At 72.5% G+C, this 19,912-nt stretch carries 13 protein-coding genes; all 13 read left to right on the plus strand.

What is annotated here, in order from left to right; genetic code table 11:
• Window positions 1-55 precede the first annotated feature (55 nt).
• The 13 genes from ACNYS0_RS35970 (at window position 56) to ACNYS0_RS36030 (ending at window position 19,854) form a co-directional block, all read left to right on the plus strand.
• Window positions 56-1,909 carry an MBL fold metallo-hydrolase gene (locus tag ACNYS0_RS35970; protein WP_422479850.1) on the plus strand — a complete coding sequence of 618 codons (1,854 nt, stop codon included), beginning with the start codon at window positions 56-58 and terminating at the stop codon, window positions 1,907-1,909.
• A complete protein-coding gene (locus tag ACNYS0_RS35975; protein WP_422479852.1) occupies window positions 1,906-3,780 on the plus strand; it encodes a hypothetical protein in 1,875 nt (624 codons plus the stop codon). The genes ACNYS0_RS35970 and ACNYS0_RS35975 overlap by 4 nt, the downstream gene beginning before the upstream one ends.
• Window positions 3,780-4,835 (plus strand): LacI family DNA-binding transcriptional regulator, encoded by a 1,056-nt coding sequence (locus ACNYS0_RS35980; protein ID WP_422479854.1) that lies wholly within the window; start codon window positions 3,780-3,782, stop codon window positions 4,833-4,835. Before ACNYS0_RS35975 ends, ACNYS0_RS35980 begins: the two co-directional genes overlap by 1 nt.
• A 210-nt stretch (window positions 4,836-5,045) precedes the next feature.
• Complete coding sequence (locus tag ACNYS0_RS35985; protein WP_422479856.1) at window positions 5,046-6,413, plus strand: extracellular solute-binding protein; 1,368 nt, start codon at window positions 5,046-5,048, stop codon at window positions 6,411-6,413.
• Window positions 6,406-7,413 carry a carbohydrate ABC transporter permease gene (locus ACNYS0_RS35990; RefSeq protein WP_422479858.1) on the plus strand — a complete coding sequence of 336 codons (1,008 nt, stop codon included), beginning with the start codon at window positions 6,406-6,408 and terminating at the stop codon, window positions 7,411-7,413. The genes ACNYS0_RS35985 and ACNYS0_RS35990 overlap by 8 nt, the downstream gene beginning before the upstream one ends.
• The gene (locus ACNYS0_RS35995; protein ID WP_422479860.1) at window positions 7,410-8,270 is read left to right on the plus strand and encodes a carbohydrate ABC transporter permease; all 861 of its coding nucleotides are present in this window, start codon (window positions 7,410-7,412) and stop codon (window positions 8,268-8,270) included. The genes ACNYS0_RS35990 and ACNYS0_RS35995 overlap by 4 nt, the downstream gene beginning before the upstream one ends.
• An 8-nt stretch (window positions 8,271-8,278) precedes the next feature.
• Complete coding sequence (locus ACNYS0_RS36000) at window positions 8,279-9,289, plus strand: ROK family protein (protein ID WP_422479862.1); 1,011 nt, start codon at window positions 8,279-8,281, stop codon at window positions 9,287-9,289.
• A gap of 50 nt (window positions 9,290-9,339) precedes the next feature.
• Window positions 9,340-9,978: a D-sedoheptulose-7-phosphate isomerase gene (locus tag ACNYS0_RS36005; RefSeq protein WP_422479864.1), complete on the plus strand. Its 639-nt coding sequence runs from the start codon at window positions 9,340-9,342 to the stop codon at window positions 9,976-9,978.
• Window positions 9,975-12,449 (plus strand): alpha-mannosidase, encoded by a 2,475-nt coding sequence (locus ACNYS0_RS36010; protein ID WP_422479866.1) that lies wholly within the window; start codon window positions 9,975-9,977, stop codon window positions 12,447-12,449. The genes ACNYS0_RS36005 and ACNYS0_RS36010 overlap by 4 nt, the downstream gene beginning before the upstream one ends.
• A 5-nt stretch (window positions 12,450-12,454) precedes the next feature.
• A complete protein-coding gene (locus ACNYS0_RS36015) occupies window positions 12,455-14,917 on the plus strand; it encodes a glycoside hydrolase family 2 protein (protein ID WP_422479868.1) in 2,463 nt (820 codons plus the stop codon).
• Window positions 14,898-16,898 carry a hypothetical protein gene (locus tag ACNYS0_RS36020; protein ID WP_422479870.1) on the plus strand — a complete coding sequence of 667 codons (2,001 nt, stop codon included), beginning with the start codon at window positions 14,898-14,900 and terminating at the stop codon, window positions 16,896-16,898. Before ACNYS0_RS36015 ends, ACNYS0_RS36020 begins: the two co-directional genes overlap by 20 nt.
• Window positions 16,898-18,280 carry a GH1 family beta-glucosidase gene (locus ACNYS0_RS36025; RefSeq protein ID WP_422479872.1) on the plus strand — a complete coding sequence of 461 codons (1,383 nt, stop codon included), beginning with the start codon at window positions 16,898-16,900 and terminating at the stop codon, window positions 18,278-18,280. Before ACNYS0_RS36020 ends, ACNYS0_RS36025 begins: the two co-directional genes overlap by 1 nt.
• Window positions 18,277-19,854 (plus strand): FGGY-family carbohydrate kinase, encoded by a 1,578-nt coding sequence (locus tag ACNYS0_RS36030; RefSeq protein WP_422479874.1) that lies wholly within the window; start codon window positions 18,277-18,279, stop codon window positions 19,852-19,854. The genes ACNYS0_RS36025 and ACNYS0_RS36030 overlap by 4 nt, the downstream gene beginning before the upstream one ends.
• Window positions 19,855-19,912: the final 58 nt, after the last annotated feature.

The raw sequence follows: 19,912 nt of genomic DNA on the forward strand, positions 1-19,912 counted from the left end.
ACCCCGCCGCAGCGAACCCATTGACCCGCAGACCCCCACGTGGCACCGTTCCCACATGGGATCGATGCCACACAGTCGGATAACCGAGGACGTCTTCCGCTTCGAAGACACGTGCCACGTCTACGTACTCCGGTCCAACCACGACGCCGTCCTCATCGACTTCGGCACCGGCCGGGTCCTCGACGAACTCGCCGCCCTGGGGATCGACCGGGTCACCGACATCCTCGTCACCCACCACCATCGCGACCAGGTCCAGGGCCTGGCCCGCGCCGCCCGCGAGGGCATCCGCATCTGGGTCCCCCCGGTGGAGCGCGACCTGATCGACGCGGTCGACGAACACTGGCGCACCCGCCCGCTGGACAACGACTACGACGTGCGCCAGGACCGCTTCTCGCTCCTGAACCAGGTCCCGGTCACCGGCACGGTCGCCGAGTACCGCACCGCCCGGTACGGCGCGTTCGACATCCATACGCTGCCGCTGCCCGGCCACACGGTCGGCTCGGTCGGCTACCTCGTGGACGTCAACGACCACCGCCTCGCCTTCACCGGCGACCTGATCCACGGCGAAGGCCGCGTGTGGTCGCTCGCCGCGACGCAGTGGGCGTACACCGGATGGCATCCGAACGCGGGGGTGGAGGGCGCCGCGGCGACGATCCTCTCCTGCATCCAACTCCTGGACCACGCACCGGACCTGCTGCTCCCCTCCCACGGCGAAACGGTCACCGACCCGCCCGCCGCGGTGACCCGCCTGCGCACCCACCTCCAAGAGCTCATCGACATGCGACGCGCCGCCCCCTGGGAGCCCGAGCCGATGCTCGCGAGCCCCTGGAAGCCGGTCACCCCGCATCTCCTGCGCAACGCCACGAGCATGGCCAACTCCTACGCCCTGCTCTCCGACAGCGGCACCGCCCTCCTCATCGACTTCGGCTTCGACCTGACGACCGGCCTGCCGGGCGGCCACGACCGTTCCTCCCGCCGGCCGCTGCTCGCCTCGATCGAGGCGCTGCGCCGCGACCACGGCATCGAGCGCGTCGACGTCGCCCTGCCGACCCACTACCACGACGACCACGTCGCCGGTTTCAACCTCCTCCGGGAGGTGCACGGCACCCAGGTCTGGGCCCCCGGCCACATCGCCCCCGTGCTCGCCGCGCCCGCCCGCTGGGACCTGCCCTGCCTCTGGTACGACCCGATCCCGGTCGACCGGGCGCTGCCGGACAACGGCACCGTGCGCTGGCGCGAGTACGAGATCGGCGTCCACGAACTGCCGGGCCACACCCTCTACGCGGCCGCCTACTCCTTCACCGTCGACGGCCGCCGGGTCATCGCCACGGGGGACCAGCAGAACACCGCGTGGACCCCGGACGGCGGTCAGCCGGAGCTGCTCAACTACCAGTACCGCAACCGCTTCCGCGTCGACGACTTCGTGCGCAGCGCCGAGCTGTACCAGCGGCTTCGCCCCGAGGTCATGATCAGCGGGCACTGGCAGCCGTTCGAGGTGAGCGACGGCTACCTCGACATGCTGTCCGCGGAAGGCGCGCGGCTCGCCCGCCTGCACCGTGAACTGCTGCCGCGCGACGTCGACTTCGAGGCGGAGGGGTTCGGTGCGCGGATCTTCCCGTACCGCAGCGCGCCCGCGCCGGGCGGCACGGTGCCGCTCACGGTCGAGGTGCGCAACCCGTTCCCCCGGGCGGAGACGGCGCGGCTCGAACTGGTCGTCCCACCCGGCTGGCGCGCTGATCCGCCCGTACGCCAACTGAAGCTGTCCGGCCGGGAGGTGGCCGAGGCGCGCTTCACCCTGCGGGTGCCCGCCGACGCCCCCGCGGTGGAGCGGGCGCGGGTGGCGGTGGACCTGACGGTGGGGCAGATGACATTCGGGCAGCAGGCGGAAGCACTGGTGAGCGTGCGATGACAACGACCACGACAGCCGTGCACGGCACGTACGTCGACGGGGCCGTGCGGGTCCTGGCCGCGGGCTGGCGGCTGACCGTCGCTCCCGACGGCCGGTCCGCCGCACTGCGCACGACCGACGCAGCCGTGCCGCACCACCCCGTCCACCTCGAACTCGCGGGAGCCTTCGACCGCACGGACCGGACCGACGAGACCCTGTCCGTCGAGGCCCCCGCACTGGACGTGTCCGGCCCGCACCCGGTGATCACGATCGCCCGCCGCAGCAGTGCCTGGCACAGCGCCCGCACCCGGATCACCTGCACACCCGAAGGGCCCGTCATCGACTGGGAGGTCGAGGGCGAAGGCGCGCTGCGGCAGGCCCTGCTGCTCGCCGGGCGTGCCGCGTACGGCGGCCGTGGCGGCGGCCTGCGTCCGAGCGGCCACGCCTGGCGGACACTCTTCACGCCGAACCCGGGACCGCCCCGCCGCCTCACGCGGGGCGCGGGCGAGAGCGCCGTCATCGGAGTGTGCGGCGACGCCCGCCCCGGCCGCGGGCACTGGTTCTTCACGCCTGCCCCGCTCGCCCTCGCCCTGACCGAGGACCGCCTCGACGACGCCGCCGACCCGGCCGCCGCCGGGGCGCCGCACGGCTGGTGGACGGTATCGGCCGGAGCGCCCCTCGATGCCCTGACCTTCACCGAGCTGACGTACGTGCCCTCCGACGGCGGCTTCCACCTGGCCCTCGCCCATGAGGGCCACACGCGCGTCGACGGCCTGCACCGCTCGCCCTCCGTGCTCCTCTCGCCCGGCCACCCGGACCCGTACAGCGGCCTGCGTGCCCACCGCGAATGGCTGGAGCGCGAGGGCTGGGCCGCGCGGCCGCGCACCGCTCCCGGGGACCGCCCGGGGTGGTGGACGGAGCCGATGTTCTGCGGCTGGGGCGCCCAGATGGCCCGCTCGCGCGCCACCGGCAGCCCGGCCCCCGCGCTGAGCACGCAGACCGAGTACGACGCGCACCTGGACCACCTGGAAGCCCACGGCCTCGTACCCGGAACCGTCGTCATCGACGACAAATGGCAGCACCAGTACGGGAGTTGGCGGGTCGACGAGACCCGCTGGCCTTCGCTCCGGGAGTGGATCGCCGACCGGCACGCGCGCGGCCAGAAGGTCCTCCTGTGGTGGCGGGCCTGGGCCACCGAAGGCGTCCCCGACGAGCTGTGCGTGCGCACCGCCGACGGCCGCCCGGTCGCCCTCGACCCCACCCGACCCGAGGCCCGCGAGCTCCTCGCCGGGAACATCCGGACCATGCTGTCGCCCGAGGAGGCCGGTGGGCTCGGCGCCGACGGGCTGAAGATCGACTTCACCGCCGACACCCCGACGGGCGAAGGCCTGCGAAGCCACGACGGCAACGTCTGGGGGATCGCCCTTCTACACGCCTACTTGGCCGTCGTGTACGAGGCGGCCAAGGACGTGAAGCCGGACGCGCTCGTGGTCACCCACACCCCGCACGCGGCCTTCGCCGACGTCACCGACATGATCCGGCTCAACGACATGCTGCGCCTCGACGACCCGGACCCGTACGCGCGCGTGGTGCCGCAGATGCGGCTGCGCGCCGCCGTCGCCTCGGCCGCCTGCCCCGAGACGCCCGTGGACACCGACGACTGGTGCGCGCCCGACCGGGAGCAGTGGCGCGCCTACACCGCGACGAAGGACGAACTCGGGGTCCCCGCGCTCTACCTGAGCACCCATGTGGACCGGACGGGCGAGCCGCTGGAGGACATCGACTACGCTGCGTTGCGGACGATGTGGGCCCGATGGCGCGCACGTGACCGGCACGGGAGCGGCGCGGCGGGGCCGAGAGGGCCGGCGGGGGCGACGGGAAGGACGGCCTGATGGCGAACGGGGCGGCAGCGGTGCGCGGCGGCGGTTCGGGCGGCAGGCGCGCGCGGGCGACCCTGCGCGATGTCGCCGAGGCCGCGGGCACCTCGCGCTCAACGGCCTCCCGGGCGCTCGGCGGGCACGGTTATGTCGCCGACCACATCAAGGAGCGCGTCGAGGCCGCCGCCGAGCGGCTCGGCTACGTGCCGGACGTGTCGGCGCGCACCCTGAAGGGCCGCAACAGCGGCCTCGTGGGCGTCCTCGTCTCCGACCTGCGCAACCAGTTCTACGCCGAGCTGGCCGCGGGCGTGGAGCACACGCTGTCCGCCGCCGGGTACCAGATGGTGCTGGTCGACGACCACGGCGACGACGAACGGGCGGCCGCCGGGGCGCGCGCCTTCCTGTCGATGCGGGCCGACGGGGTGCTGCTCACGCCCGTCGCGCGCGGTGCCACCGAGACCCTGGTCGGGCACGGCGTCCCGGTCACGGAGCTGGACCGCAGGTCGGGGGTGCGCGGCTGCGACGCCGTCGCCATCGACAACGAGCGGGGAGCGCGGCTCGCCGTGGAGCACCTCATCGGGCTCGGCCACCGTGACATCGGCATCGTCGTCGACGAGGTCCAGTGGGACACCGGGCGCAACCGGCTCAAGGGCTATCGGGCGGCGCTGCGGGACGCGGGTCTGCCCGTGTCGCGCCGGCATGTCCTCGACCTGAGCCAGGGCGAGGGCGACCAGGCCGCACAGCTCGCCGCGTTCCTGGACGGAAACCCGTCCCTGACCGCCGTGTTCGCCGCGAACAACGTCATGGCCGAACTCGTGTGGCAGGAGCTCAAGCGGCGCGGCTCCGCGGTGCCCGACGACTGCTCCGTGGTCTCGTTCGACGACCTGGCGTGGATGAAGATGGTCGAGCCGGGGCTGAGCGCCGTACGGCAGCCCGTGTTCGACCTCGGTGGGCGGGCCGCGGAGCTGCTGCTCGACCGGGTCGGACGGGACGGGGCAGGGCGGTCCGAATCGGTCGTCCTGCAACCGGAGTTGGTGCTGCGCGGATCGACCGCGCCGCCCAAGAACTGACCCGCGGACTCCCGCGGGGCCGGTCCCACCCGGCCCCACCGCTCAATTCCAGCAACTGCCCGGCCGAAAACCGTTGACGCTCGCACCGGACGTGGTTACGTTCTCACATGGGATCGATGCCACACCGGCGACAGGTCGACGGGACCTCGGTGGATCTGAGCCGCATCCCCCTTCCCACCCTCGTGTAGCCAGCCACTCAAAGGAGAGATGATGGCGGCACCACCCCAGCGCATACGCCGCAAGGCGGCGGGACTCGCCGCGGCGTTCGCCCTGCTGCCGGCGCTGTCCGGCTGCGGCGGCGTGAGCATGGCCGACAGCGGCGACTCCACGTTCACCACCATGGGATTCATGCAGTCCGACGCCCTCGCGAGCGACCGCATGGACGCGGCGCGCAAGGCGCTCGCCCCCGACGGACTGCACATCCAGGTCAACGAAGGCGCCTTCGACTCGCAGCAGTTCCTCTCCGCAGTCGCCGCGGGCGACGCCCCCGACGCGGTCGTCATGGACCGCACCCTCGTCGGCGGCTACGCGGCCCGCGGAGCGCTGATGCCGCTGACCGGCTGCCTGAAGCGCGAGCACATCGACACCGGCGGCTACGTGAAGACGGCCATCGACGAGGGCTCCCTCGACGGCACGGTGTACGCGCTCCCGGACTCGTACGACAGCCGGCTGCTGCTCACCAATGACAAGGTGCTCAAGGACAACGGCACCAGTGCCGCCGAGTTCTCCACCGCCAACTGGGCGAAGCTGGAGCAGGCGACACGGACGCTCCAGAAGCGCAGCGGCGGCAAGCTCACCCGGATCGGCTTCGACCCGAAGATCCCCGAGTTCTTCCCGATGTGGGCCAAGGCCAACGGCGCCGACCTGATCAGCGCCGACGGCCGCACCGCCGAGCTGAACGACCCGAAGGCCGTACAGGCCCTCACGTACGCGGTGAAGCTGGTCGACGCGCAGGGCGGCTGGGGGAAGCTGAAGGCGCTGCGCGACTCCTTCGACATGTTCGGCGCGAAGAACGAGTTCGTGCGCGAACAGCTCGGCTCGTTCCCGATGGAGGACTGGTACGTCAACGTCCTCGCCGGCGCCTCGCCCAAGATCGACCTCGCGCCCGACGTGTTCCGCGGCCGCGACGGCAAGCCGCTCAACTGGGCCTCAGGCCTCGGGTGGGCGATCCCGAAGAACGCCAAGCACCCGCAAGCCGCCTGCGAGTTCATCAAGACGATGACGTCCACGAAGACGTGGGTGCACGCCGCGCGGGCCAAGGCGAAGGAGACGCGCGCGAACGGCTCGCCCTACACCGGCGACGTCACCGGCAACCTCGCCGCGGACCGCATCATCGAGCGCGAGGTCTGGAAGCCCACCGGCAACAAGGCCTTCGACAAGGCGACCCGGATCGTCTTCGACCTCTCCCGCAAGGGCTTCGCGGTCCCGTCCAACGCGGCGGGCAGCGAGTTCAAGGAGGCCTGGCAGTCCGCGGTGAACCGGGTCCTCTCCGGCGAGCAGACCCCTCAGCAGGCCCTCGACCAGGCGCAGCGCAAGGCGCAGAGCGCGCTCGACCTCGCCAACGAAGGACGTGAGTAGCGTGCAGTCCGTCCTCACCCCGAAGCCCCCGAAGAGAGTGAAGTCCGGCCGGGCGGCGCGCGCCCAGGACCCGGCCACCGGAAGGCCGAAGGCCGTCGGCAGCGCGCGGCGCCGCGAGATCTGGGCGGCGTACGGGTTCATCTCGCCGTGGATCATCGGCTTCGTCGTCTTCACCGCGGGCCCCATGCTCGCCAGTCTCATCCTGTCCTTCACCGACTACGACGCCATCGGCTCGACCCACAACGTCGGCCTCGCCAACTACCAGCAGCTCTTCGAGGACCCGCAGGTCGCGAAGGCGCTGATGAACACGCTGATCTTCGCCGTCCTCCGGGTGCCGCTGGCCATGGCGTTCGCGCTCGTGCTCGCCATGCTGCTGCTGAAGGTCGGCCGCACCGCCGGGTTCTTCCGCACCGTGTTCTACCTGCCGGTGATGACACCGCCGGTCGCCGTCGGCATCCTCTTCCTGCTCCTGTTCAACGGCAACGTCGGCCTGATCAACCACGTCCTCGGGTTCTTCGGCATCGAAGGGCCGTCCTGGACCACCGACAGTTTCTGGGTGAAGCCGGGTCTCGTGCTCACCAGCCTGTGGTCGGTCGGCTCCACCGTCGTCATCTACTTCGCGGCGCTGCGCAATGTCCCCAAGGACCTCTACGAAGCGGCCGAGTTGGACGGCGCGAGCCGCTGGACGTCGTTCCGGCACGTGACGCTGCCGCAGATCTCCGGCACGCTGTTCTTCACGCTGATCGTCAACACGATCGCCTCGCTCCAGACGTTCACGGAGGCGTACACCGCGTTCTTCGGCACCGCCACCACGCAGTCGTACAGCAGCGACGCGGCCCTGTTCTACGTCGTCTATCTCTTCCAACAGGCCTTCCAGTACATGCACATGGGCTACGCCTCCGCCCTGGCGTGGCTGCTGTTCCTGGTGATCCTCGTCATCACGGTCATCCAGGCCAAGGTCAGCAAGCGGTTCGTCTACTACGAGGGTGACCAGCGATGACCCAGCTCACGATGCGACCCGACACGAAGGAGGCGTCCGCCAAGCGGGTACTGCGCGTCGTCGGCGTGCTGCTCGCCTCCGTCGTCTTCCTCTACCCGTTCGTGTGGCTGATCAGCGCCTCGCTCAAGCCGTCCACCGACGTCTTCGACAATTCGCTGATCCCGCACGTCGTGCAGTGGTCGAACTACCAGGAGCTGTGGAAGGCGCTGCCGCTGTTCACCTGGATCGGCAACAGCGTCCTGGTGACCCTGGCGGCCGCCGTCACGGTCACGGTCAGCAGCGCCGTCGTCGCCTTCGGGTTCGCGTACTTCCGCTTCCCCGGCCGCGACGCCCTGTTCGCGCTCGTCATCGGGACGATGATGCTGCCGGCCGCCGTCACGATGGTGCCGCAGTACATGGTGTGGAACTGGCTGCACCTCGCCAGCTCCCAAGTCCCCCTGTGGGCACCGAACCTGTTCGGCAGCGCCTTCTACATCTTCCTGCTCCGCCAGTTCTTCCTCGGCCTGCCGCGCGAGCTGTTCGAGGCGGCCCGGGTGGACGGCGCGGGCTACTGGACGCTGTTCTGGCGGATCGCGGCGCCGCTGTGCCGCCCAGCGCTCATCGTCACCTTCATCTTCGAGGTCCAGGCCTCCTGGACGGACCTCGTGCGACCGCTCATCTATCTGCGCGACCCCCAGCTGTACACGGTGCCGCGCGGCCTGAAGGCCGTCCTCGACCAGTTCGGCGACGGCGGCGAGATGCGCTGGGAGCTCGTCTGCGCCGCCAGCGTCGTGGTCACCGTGCCGATGATCATCGCCTTCTTCGTCTGCCAGCGGCACTTCACGCAGGGCATCGCCACCACAGGAAGCAAGGGCTGAACAGACACATGACCAACTCAAGCGTGCTCGCGCTCGACATCGGTGGCACCAAGCTCGCGGCCGGCGTCGTGCGCGAGGACGGGGAGACGCTTTCGTTCCTGACCGTGCCCACCCGGGTCGAGGAGGGCCCCGAGGCCTGTCTCGACCGGCTCTTCACGCTCGGGCGCGCCGCCCTGACGGCCGCGGGCGTCGAGCCGGACCAGGCGCCGCGCGCCCTCCTCGGCTGCGGCATCGGCTGCGGCGGCCCGCTCGACTCGGCGGGCGGCGTGCTCGTCGCGCCGCCGCACCTGCCGGGCTGGCTCGACATCCCGATCACCCGACTCGCCCACGAGGCCTACGGGTTGACGTCCGTCCTCGACAACGACGGGACGGCCGGAGCCGCGGGGGAGTGGCGGTTCGGCGCGGGACGCGGCACCCGCCACCTCGTGTACCTCACCGTGTCCACCGGAGTCGGCGGCGGCTTCGTCGTCGACGGCCGCACCTACCGGGGAGCGGCGGGCAACGGCGGGGAGCCGGGACACATCACCGTCCGCACCGAAGGCAGGACCTGCAAGAGCTGCGGCCGGGCGGGCTGCCTGGAGGCGTACGTGTCCGGCACCTCGATCGCCGAACGCGCCCGGGAAGCCCTCGTGCTCGACCGGCAGACCGTCCTCGCGGAGCTGCCCTTCGACGAGGTCACCGCCGCCGACGTGGCGCGCGCCGCCCGCGAGGGCGACGAACTCGCCGCCGAACTGTGGCAGGAGACCTGCGAACTCCTCGCCCAGGGCCTCGCCTCCATCGTCAACCTCTACGAGCCGGAGCTCGTCGTCCTCGGCGGCGGCGTCACCCGCTCCGGCGAACAACTCCTCGCCCCCGTACGGGAGAAGGTGGCGGATCTCGCCATGGGGCCCGCCGCCGGCGCCGCCCGCATCGTGACCGCCACCGGCGGCGACAGGGCCGGGGTGCTCGGCGCCGCGGCCATCGCCTTCGAACGCCTCACGGAACACAACGGGTCCGTCGCAGGACTCGCCCGCGTCTGACCGCCCCCTCGACCTCGCCGAACGCCCCGACGCCTCGCCCCTGGAGCACCATGTCCGCCCCGCCCACCGCCCGCCTCAGTCCGACGACCCAGATCGCCGAACACGTCGCCGCCGCGCGGCGCCTGGAGGAGCTGCTGCCCACCCTGCGCACCGTCGGCGACGCGCTGATCGAGGTGTTCCGCCGCGGCGGCCGCCTCTACACCTTCGGCAACGGCGGCAGCGCCGCCGACGCACAACACCTCGCGGGCGAGTTCATCGGCCGCTACCTGCGCGAACGCCGGGCGCTCCCGGCGGTCTCGCTCGTCACCGACCCGTCCGTCGTCTCCTGCATCGGCAACGACTACGCGTACGAGGAGGTCTTCGCCCGCCAGGTCGAGGCCCTCGTCACCGGCGACGACATGGTGGTCGGCTTCACCACGTCCGGGCGGTCCGCGAACGTGATCCGGGGCCTGGAGGAGGCCGGGAAGCGCGGCGCGCGCACCGTCCTCTTCGCGGGCGGTGACAACGATGGCAGGCCGGCCGCCGCCCACGCCGAGCACGTCCTCGTCGCCCCCGCGCACACCACCGCCCGGATCCAGGAGATGCACCTGACGCTCCTGCACCTGCTCAGCGAGCACGTCGACGCCTGGGCCGCGGGCCCGGACGCCGTACCCCACCCGAACGACCGCCGCCCGGAGGCCGCCGTATGACCACCGCGAAGCCCAACTCCCGCGACCGCACCCTGCACCTCGTCGGCAACGCCCACATCGACCCGGTGTGGCTGTGGCGCTGGCCGGAGGGACTGCAGGAGATCCGGGCGACGTTCCAGTCCGCCGTCGACCGCATGGAGGAGTACCCCGACTTCGTGTTCACCTGCGACTCCGTCATGTACCTGGAGTGGATCGAGCAGCACGACCCCGAGCTGTTCGCCACGATCCGCAAGCGGGTCGCCGAGGGCCGCTGGCAGGTCGTCGGCGGCTGGTGGATCGAGCCCGACTGCAACATCCCGTCCGGCGAGTCCTTCGTCCGCCAGGCCCTGTACGGGCAGCGGTACCTGATCGAGAAGTTCGGCGAGGCGGCGACCATCGGCTGCAACCTCGACCCGTTCGGGCACAACGCGACCATCCCGCAGATCCTGCGCAAGTCCGGCGTTGACGGCTACATCTTCCTGCGGCCGGGACCGCACGAGCAGGTGCTGCCCGGCCAGTTCTTCCACTGGGAGGCGCCCGACGGCTCCCGCGTCATGGCCTACCGGCTGCCCAACGAGTACTGCACGCCCGGCAAGGACATCGGCAACCACCTCGACAAGTCCCTCGCGATGATGCCGCCGGACGAGCCCGAGCTGATGGTTTTCTACGGCGTCGGCAATCACGGCGGCGGCCCCACCAAGGCCAACCTCGACTCCATCGCCCGCCTCGACGCGATCGGCGGCCTGCCCAAGCTCGAACTCTCGCACCCGGAGCGGTTCTTCGAGCGCGTCCGCGACCGCGAGGACGTGCCCGTGCACGCGGGAGAGCTGCAACACCATGGTCCCGGCTGCTACTCCGCGCACTCCGGCGTCAAGGCGTGGAACCGCCGCGCCGAGAACGACCTCCAGCGCGCCGAGAAGTGGGCCTCGGTCGCGGCGGCCGTGGCGGGGGAGACGTACCCGGTCGAGAAGCTGACCGAGGCCTGGAAGCTGGTCCTGTTCAACCAGTTCCACGACATCCTCGCGGGCACGTCGATCCGCTCGGCGTACGACGACGCCCGCGACGACTACGGCCGCGCCCGCTCGATCGCCGCCGACGTCTTCAACCGGGCCACGCAGGCCATCGCCCGCCGCATCGACATCCCGCTCGCCGACGGCACCGTGCCCGTCGTCGTCTTCAACCCGCACCCCTGGGAGCTGGAGCAGGACGTCGAGGTCGAGTTCGCGCAGGCCGCCACCGTGCGCCTGACCGACCAGGACGGCAAGGCGGTGCCGGTGCAGCTGACCCGCTCCGAGGCCAGCATGATGGGCAGCCGCGGCCGGCTCGCGTTCCGCGCCACGGTGCCGCCGCTGGGGCATCGGGTGTACCACCTGCTGCCGGGGGCGGACTCCGGCGAAGGGCCGGTGCGCGCGACGGACACGAGCCTGGAGAACGAGCACCTGCGCCTGGAGATCGACCCCGCGAGCGGCTGGCTCACCTCCTTCGTCGACAAGTCGACCGGCGCCGAGCTGATCCCCACGAAGCCGGGCCCCCACGCCGTCGTCATCGACGACAAGAGCGACACCTGGGGCCACCGCGTCCGCGCCTACGACCAGGCCATCGGATCCTTCACGGGGCGTCGCGTGCGCCTCGTCGAGTCCGGCCCGGTGCGTGCGGTGCTGCGCATCGAGTCCACGTACGGCAACTCCCGCATGGCGGAGGAACTGGTGCTCTCCGCGGGCGCCCGCTCCGTCGAGGTGCGCACCGTCGTGGACTGGCACGAGCAGCTCAAGACGCTCAAGCTGCGCTTCCCGACCGCGCTCACCGACGTCACCGCCACGCACGAGATCCCGTACGGGTTCATCGAGCGCACCCCCGACGGCACCGAGGAGCCCACCCAGGCCTGGGTCGACGTCACCGGCTCCCTGCCCGGCGGCGAGCGGGCCGGCCTCACCGTCGTCAACGACAGCAAGCACGGCCACGACGTCACCGGCGCCGAGATCGGCATGACGGCGCTGCGCAGCCCCGTCTACGCCTGGCACGAGCCGAAGATCCTCGAGGCGGACGGCGTCTACGAGTACCTCGACCAGGGCCGCCAGGAGTTCCGCTACCTGCTGCTCCCGCACGCTGAGGACTGGCGCGCGGCCGACCCCGCGCGGCGCGCCGCCGAGCTGAACCAGCCGTCGTTCGCGCTGTTGGAGACGTTCCACGAGGGCCCGCTCGCCCAGCTCCAGGCGCATGCCGACGACGGTGCGGGCAGCGTCCTCGTCACCGTCGTCAAGGGCGACGAGGACGCGTCCGGTGACGCGATCGTGCGGGCCTACGAGTCGCGTGGCGCGGCCGCTTCGGCGCGCATCGCGCTCCCGATGTTCGGCGAACAGCGGCTGATCGAGGCCGAGTTCGGGCCGCACGAGATCAAGACGTTCCGCGTGCCGGCCGACCCGGCGGCGCCCGTCACCGAGACGGACCTGCTGGAACTCCCTGCGCCCGCGAACAGCTCGCCGGAGGCCTGAACCACGTGCACACGCTCGACGACGGCTGGGAGCTGCGGGCCTGCCTGGGGGACACCTGGCGCTGGCTGTGCGGCCCCGGCCGCCCGGAAGGGGAACCCGGCTGGTTCCCCGCACGGGTCCCCGGATCCGTCCTCGACGACCTGCGGACGGGCGGGCAGATCCCCGACCCGTACGTGGGCACCGACAGCCTGCTCACCGAATGGGTGCCGCAGCGCGCCTGGCTGTACCGGCGCGTCGTGGACCTGCCGCGCCTGGCGGACGGCGAGCGCGCCCTGCTGCGCTTCGACGGCGTCGACCACGAGGCGACCGTCCTCGTCGACGGCGTAGAACTGGCCCACCACGAGGGCATGTTCGTGCCCTTCGAGGTGGACGTCAGCGCGTACGCGGACGGCGGGCCGCATCTCCTGGCGGTCGTCGTCCACCCGGCCCCGCCCGGTGAACCCCAGGTGGGCCGGACGGACCGGGTGCGCACCCACAAGACCCGCATGAACTACGGCTGGGACTTCTGCCCGCGCCTCGTCCACCAGGGCATCTGGAAGCCGGTACGCCTGGAGATCGCGGGCGCCGTGCGGCTGCGGGACGCGGTGGTCGGCGCGCACGTCGACGCCGATGGCCAAGGGAGCGTGCGGGTCGAGGCGGCCGTGGAGGCGGGCGAGGCCGGTGTGCTGCACACCGCGGTGCACGGCCCGGACGGGGAGCTGGTCGCGCGGCTGACGGCTCCCTTCGAGGCGGGGAACGGCCAGGTGCTCGCCGAACTGCACGTGCCGGATCCGGAGTTGTGGTGGCCCAACGGCCACGGCGCCCAGCCGCTCTACACGGTGAGCGTACGGGCATCGGGCGGCGAACCCGTCGTGCGCACGGTCGGATTCCGCACCGTGCGCCTGGTGCCGAACCCCGGTGCGCCCGACGACGCCCTCCCCTACACGATCGAGGTCAACGGCCGCCGCATCCATGCGAAGGGCTGGAACTGGGTCCCGCAGGACGCGCTCTACGGGGTGCCGCGCCAGGGCCGGCTCGCGCACCTGCTGTGGCTCGCCGCCGACGCGCACGTCACGCTGCTGCGGGTGTGGGGCGGCGGCCTCATCGAGACCGAGGAGTTCTACCAACTCTGCGACCGGCACGGCCTGTTGGTGTGGCAGGAGTTCAGCCTCTCAAGCTCCGGCATCGACTCCGTGCCTGCCACCGACGACACCTACCTCGACCTGATGGAACGCGAGGCACGGGCGATCGTCCCCGCCCTGCGCCACCACCCGGCGCTCTCCCTGTGGGGGCCCGGCAACGAACTCCACGACACGGCCACCGCCACCCCGCTCGACGAGAAGTCCTCACCGGTCGTCGAGCGGCTGGCCCGCGTGGTGTCCGAACTCGACCCCGACCGCTGCTGGTTGCCCGGATCGCCGTCGGGACGCGACTTCCTGAACACGCGGGAGAACATCGAGCGCGCGCCCGACGGCCAGCACGATGTGCACGGCCCCTGGGAGCACCAGGGGCTCGGCGCCCACCAGCGGTTGTACGACGCCGGAACCAGCCTGCTGCACTCCGAGTTCGGCGTGGAGGGCATGGCCAACCGGCGGACCTGGAACGCCGTCGTGCCCGCGGAGGCCCAGTGGCCCACCGACCGGACCAACCCCGTCATGGAGCACCTCGGCGCCTGGTGGAACAACGCGCCACTGGTCCAGCGGACCTTCGGCGGGCGCCTCGACAGCGTGGACCGGATGCGCCGCGCCAGCCAGCAGCTCCAGTACGACGGACTGCGCTACGCCGTCGAGGCAAACCTGCGCCGCGCACCGCGCTCCTCCGGCGCCGTCCCCTGGCAGTTCAACGAGCCGTTCCCGAACGCCTGGTGCACCGCCGCCGTCGACCACCGCGGCGACCCCAAGCCCGCCTACCACGGGGTGCGCCGCGCGTATCGGCCCGACCATGTGTGCGCGTCGTTCGCCACGCAGGCGTGGGCGGGCCACGAGCGGTTCGAGGCGCGGGTGCACGGGTGGCGGGACGGTGTGACCGTCGCGCGGATCGTGGCACTCGACGGACGTGTGGTGCGGGAGAGCCGACAGGCGGAGCTGCTGCTGGCCGCCGGGGAGCTGCCGGGGCCACTCTTCCTCCTGGACCTTCAACTGCTCTCGGCCGAAGGTGAGTTCATGGCGGGAAACCGATACGTCCACGGCGTCGGACCCGACCTCTCCGCCTACCTCGACCTGCCCGCCGCCCACGTCCGTCCCGAGTGGACGACGCCGGACCGCCGCGCCCTGCGCCTCACCCACGTCGCGGGCCCCGCCGCGCTCGGCCTCCATCTCACCGACGCCCGGCCCATCGACACTCCCGGATGGGCCGTGTTCGGGGACAACATGCTCGACCTGCTGCCCGGAGAGTCCGTCGAGGTGCCTGTCACCTGGCGCGACGCCCCCGAAGAGGGCCGCGCCGTACTGCTGGAAGGCTGGAACACCGATGCCCGACTCCTCGACTGAGCCGCGGACCGCTCCGGCGCGGGTGTTGCGCGCCGAGGCCGACGGCCTCCTTGAACTCCCGTACGTAGTCGCTCTGTTGACCGCGGATGGCGACTGCCTCCCCGTGCCGGTCACGGGCGGCGACGACCCGTCGACCGTCACCGGGCGCGCCCACGGCTTCCACGCCACCCTCCGGCTCACCGGGGAGGGCCCCTCTCGCGCCGCGGACCTCACCGTCCGCCACGAAGGAACCGAACCCGTCGAGGCCGGGCTCCGCGTAGAGTTGCGGCTCGGTGGCACCGACGACCCCGGGTGGCTGATCCCCGGCGCCTTCTACGGCGAGAACCGCCGCCCCGACTGCGCCCGCCCCTACCCGCGCTATGCCACGGACGCCCCCGGGACGGACCCCACCGGCCTCACCGCGTCCGCCTGGGCCTTCCGCGCCGACCGCTGCGCCACGCCCGCCGTCTTCGCCCGCGACCGGCGCGGCGGCGCCGCCCTCGCCCTGGCGGAGACCGGCCCGCTGGGGGAGCAGGGACTCGGCTTCGCCCTGGTGGACGGCGACCGGCCGGCGCTGCGGCTGCACGCCCCGTACCGCGAGGAACCCGTCTCGTACTACGGCTCCGGCACCCCCAGGCCCGCCGATACGCCCCTGCACACCTGGCGGCCCGGCGAGAAGCACACCCTGAGCTTCACCGTGCACTTCCTGGACGCCGATCCGCACGCCTACGCGCGCGTACTGCGCGCCCTGCACCAAGCCACCCCAGAGACGGCGCCCGCCGCCTGGGTCGGCATCGACGAGGCCGCCGCGCTCTCCGCCGAGGGGCTGCACCGCTGGCACTACCGCAGCGATCCCCCCGCACTCCTGGAGACCGTCGCCTTCGACCGCGAAGCGCTCGGGGACGACGGCGACCGGCAGGCCATGCACGTCTCCTGGATCAGCGGTGTGCCCTACGCCCACGCCCTGCTGCTGCACGCCCGCAGGGTGGGCGACGTGGAGCGGGCCGCGGCGGCCGTCGCCGTCATCGACCACATCTGCGCCCACCTCACGCCCGGCGGCACCTTCTGGGGCCAGTGGTCGCGCTCGCGCGGCTGGTCCGCCGGGTGGACGGGCGACGCCGACCGGCTGCACGCACGCACCCTCGGCGACGCGACGCTGTTCACCCTGCGGGCGCTGGTCGCCGAGCGGGTGCGGGGCCACGAGCACCCGTCCTGGGAGGCGGCCGTGCGCGGCAATCTGGCCGCCGCGCTCACCGGGCAGGACCCGGCCACCGGACGCCTCGCCGCCGCCCACGACGTGCACACCGGCAAGGCGCTCGACCATGAAGGGGCGGCCGGCCTCGCCTTCGTCGGCGCGCTCGTGGAGGCCGCGGAGGTGTTCGACGAACCCGCCTACCTGGAGGCGGCACGGCGCGCGGGCGCCGCGTTCGCCGACGACGTGCGCTCCGAGTTCCTGTGCGGCGCCCCCGAGGACGTCTCCCTCGCCCCGACCTCCGAGGACGGCTACAACGCGGTCATCGCGTACACGCTCCTCCATGAGGCAGGGGACGCGGAAGGGCAGTGGCTCGACCTGGCCCGCCGCGCCGCCGACTGGACCCTCACCTTCCGCTACACGTACGACGTCCGCTTCGACGAGCACACCTTCCTCGCCCGCTACGGCTTCCGCACCCGCGGCGCCGACCAGGCCTCGCCCTCCAACCAGCACCTGCACGCCTTCGGCCTGATCTGTCTGCCCGAGTTCGTGCGCCTGGCCCGGCACCTCGACGACGCCTACTACCTGCGCTCCACGCGCGAGAACCTCGACTGCTTCCGCCAGTTCGTGGCCCGCGCCGACGGCGACTTCAACGCCTACCGCGGCATGGTCAGCGAGCGCTTCTACCAGACCGAGTGCTTTCAGGCGAAGGGCATGCTGCTCACGCTCTCCCACGCCTGGTCGGCCGGCGTGCTGCTGTACGCCTGCGAGCGCGCCCGCGAACTCCCCGAATTCCAGGAGGCCTTGTGATGACGCCCGACCCGCACTTCCCCGCGGGCTTCCGGTGGGGCACCTCCACCTCCTCGTACCAGGTCGAGGGCGCCGTCGACGCCGACGGGCGCGGCGAGTCGATCTGGGACCGGTTCTGCCGTGTGCCGGGCGCGATCGACGGCGGCGACACCGGTGACGTCTCCGTCGACCAGTACCGCCGCCGCGCCGAGGACATCGCGCTGATGGCCGAACTCGGCACCAACGCCCACCGGTTCTCGCTCGCCTGGCCGCGCATCCTGCCCGAGGGCTCCGGCCGGGTCGAGCAGCGGGGCCTCGACCATTACGACCGGTTCATCGACGGGCTGCTCGAACGCGGCATCGAACCGCTCGTCACGCTCTACCACTGGGACCTGCCGCAGGCTCTGCAAGAGCGCGGCGGCTGGCGGAACCGGGAGACGGCGGAGCGGTTCGCCGACTACGCGGCCGTCTGCTTCGACGCGCTCGGCGACCGCGTCCGCGACTGGGTCACCATCAACGAGCCCTGGATCGTCGGCCTGCTCGGCCACCAACTAGGTCTGCACGCACCGGGCGAGAAGGACCTCAAGGCCTCCGTCACCGTGATGCACCACCTGCTCCTCGCCCACGGCCTCGCGGTGCGCGAACTGCGGGCCACCGGCCGCGAGGACGCCCGCGCCGGCCTCGCCTACTCCCTCTTTCCGCACACCCCCGACGACCCGTCGAACCCCGCCGACCGGGACGCCGCGGAAGCCTCGGACGGCTACGTCAACCGCTGGTTCCTCGACCCCGTGCACGGCCGCGGCTACCCGGCCGACATGCGCGCCCACTGGGAACGGGCGGTGGGGGAGCTCGACTTCATCCACGAGGGCGACCTCGACACCATCGCGGCGGGCAGCGACTTCATCGGCGTCAACTACTACACGCGCCGCATCGTCAGCGCCCGGAGCGGCGACGGACCGTGGCCCTGGAAGGTCGAGGAGGGCCGCCCCGACGTCGAGCGCACCGACCTGGACTGGGAGATCGTCCCGGACGACCTGGAGGCCCTGCTGGTGCGCCTGCACCGCGACCACCCGAACGTGCCGCTCCTCATCACCGAGAACGGCGCCATCTACGGCGACGGGCCGGGCGACGACGGCCGCGTGCGCGACAGCCGCAGGACCGCCTTCCTGCACGCCCACCTCGCCGCCGTGCAGCGGGCGATCGCCGCGGGTGCGCCCGTGGAGGGCTACTACCACTGGTCGCTGCTCGACAACTTCGAGTGGGCGATGGGTTATTGGCCGCGCTTCGGCCTCGTCCATGTCGACCGGGAGACCCAGCGCCGCACCGTCAAGGACAGTGGTCGCTGGTACGCGGAGGTGGCCCGCTCGGGTGTCCTGCCACCGCTGGACGGGGCCGGGCGATGAGCGGGAGCGTGCTGCTCGCGGGGCTCGACATCGGCACGACCCATGTGAAGGCCGTGCTGTGCGAGGGGGACGGGCGGATCGTCGGGAGGGGCACTTCGGCGACTCCCTATGGGAGTTCGCCCCATACGCATCCGGCCGACGCGCTCGTCGCCGCCGCGCTCGGTGCTCTCGCGCAGTGCGTACGGGAGTCCGGCCGTGCCCCGGATGCCATCGGCGTCACCGGGATGGCGGAGGCGGGTGTGCCGCTCGACGCGGACGGCCGCGCCATCGGCCCCGTACGCGCCTGGTCGGACCCGGCGCCCGCACCGCACGCGCAGCGACTGGCGGCCACCTACGGTGCGCATGAACTCCACGCCCGTACCGGGGTGCTGCCCAGCCCGAAGGTGCCGCTTGCCAAGTGGTGTGCGCTGGTGGAGGAGGACGCGGGGCTGCCCGCGCGCATGCGGACGTGGGTGGGCGCCGCGGATCTCGTCGCGCACGCGCTGACGGGGGCCGTCGGCACGGACGTCACGTTCGCGCAGCGCACCATGGCGTGGGACCCGGTCGAGTGCCGGTGGATCCCCGAGCTGCTGGGGGAGGCGGGTCTCGGCGTCGGTCACATGCCGCGGGTGCACGGGGCCGGAGAGCCGGTGGGGCACGTCACGGCCGAAGCCGCGGGCGAGGTGGGGCTGCGGGCCAAAACCCCGGTGGTCGTCGCAGGGCACGACCACCTTGTCGGCGCGTGGGCCGCCGGGGTGCGGGGACCCGGGCAGGTCGCCGACTCCATGGGCACGGCGGAGGCCGTCCTGACCGTCACGGAGGAGCCGCCGGACCGGGCGAGCGCCGCCGCGGAGGGTATGTCGTGGGGCCGGCACGCCGGCGGCACCCACTTCGTCGTGCTCGCCGGAGCGGCCAGTTCCGGGCTCTTGGTGGAATGGTTCTGCGACCGGTTCCTCGACGGCGTGCAAGGCCCGTCCCGTTACGAGGAGTTCGCCCGGCTCGTCGCCACGCTGCCGGCGACACCCTGCGGCCCGACCGTCACCCCGTACGCACACGGCCGCAGCGCGCCACGGCCCGACCCGCGGGCCCGGTTCGCCGTGCACGACCTGCGGATCGAGCACGGGCCCGCCCACATCGCCCGCGCGATCCTGGAGGGCACGGCGCACCAGGCACGCTGGATGACCGACACGCAGGCACGGCTGCGCGGGGGCGCGGCTCCGGACTCGGTGACGCTGCTCGGCGGCTCGACCCGCCTCGGCGCCTGGACCGCGCTCAAGGCGGCGGTCGGCCCGTGGCCCACGCGGGTGTGCGCGGAGCCGGAGGCGGCGGGGCTTGGCGCGGCGCTGCTGGCGGGTGCGGCTCTCGGCGTCGACGGTCCGGCGCCCGCCGCGCCTTCGCGTCCGCTGGTGCCCGATGCGGCGACGGCGGAGGCGCACCGGGTGCATCACCGGGAGCGTTTCCTGCCACTGGCCGCCGCTCCCACGCCACGGGGTTCTGCCTTGGGCCCCGCCGCTCCCACGCCACGGGGCTCCGCCCCGGACCCCGCTGCTCAATCGCCGCAGGGGCTTGATTTGCCCACTCGCCGCCGAGGGTAGGTCGGGCGCCCCCCCGGTGCAGCCCGCACATCACGACGGCTTCGACCCCGATTCAGTC

The organism is Streptomyces anthophorae (assembly GCF_049310305.1).
Classification (GTDB): domain Bacteria; phylum Actinomycetota; class Actinomycetes; order Streptomycetales; family Streptomycetaceae; genus Streptomyces.

Excerpts from the sequence above, each read along its gene's own strand:
- ACNYS0_RS35970 (WP_422479850.1), top strand. The coding sequence starts at position 56 with ATGGGATCGATGCCACACAGTCGGATAACCGAGGACGTCTTCCGCTTC.
- ACNYS0_RS35975 (WP_422479852.1), top strand. The coding sequence starts at position 1,906 with ATGACAACGACCACGACAGCCGTGCACGGCACGTACGTCGACGGGGCC.
- ACNYS0_RS35980 (WP_422479854.1), top strand. The coding sequence starts at position 3,780 with ATGGCGAACGGGGCGGCAGCGGTGCGCGGCGGCGGTTCGGGCGGCAGG.
- ACNYS0_RS35985 (WP_422479856.1), top strand. The coding sequence starts at position 5,046 with ATGGCGGCACCACCCCAGCGCATACGCCGCAAGGCGGCGGGACTCGCC.
- ACNYS0_RS35995 (WP_422479860.1), top strand. The coding sequence starts at position 7,410 with ATGACCCAGCTCACGATGCGACCCGACACGAAGGAGGCGTCCGCCAAG.
- ACNYS0_RS36000 (WP_422479862.1), top strand. The coding sequence starts at position 8,279 with ATGACCAACTCAAGCGTGCTCGCGCTCGACATCGGTGGCACCAAGCTC.
- ACNYS0_RS36005 (WP_422479864.1), top strand. The coding sequence starts at position 9,340 with ATGTCCGCCCCGCCCACCGCCCGCCTCAGTCCGACGACCCAGATCGCC.
- ACNYS0_RS36010 (WP_422479866.1), top strand. The coding sequence starts at position 9,975 with ATGACCACCGCGAAGCCCAACTCCCGCGACCGCACCCTGCACCTCGTC.
- ACNYS0_RS36020 (WP_422479870.1), top strand. The coding sequence starts at position 14,898 with ATGCCCGACTCCTCGACTGAGCCGCGGACCGCTCCGGCGCGGGTGTTG.
- ACNYS0_RS36025 (WP_422479872.1), top strand. The coding sequence starts at position 16,898 with ATGACGCCCGACCCGCACTTCCCCGCGGGCTTCCGGTGGGGCACCTCC.
- ACNYS0_RS36030 (WP_422479874.1), top strand. The coding sequence starts at position 18,277 with ATGAGCGGGAGCGTGCTGCTCGCGGGGCTCGACATCGGCACGACCCAT.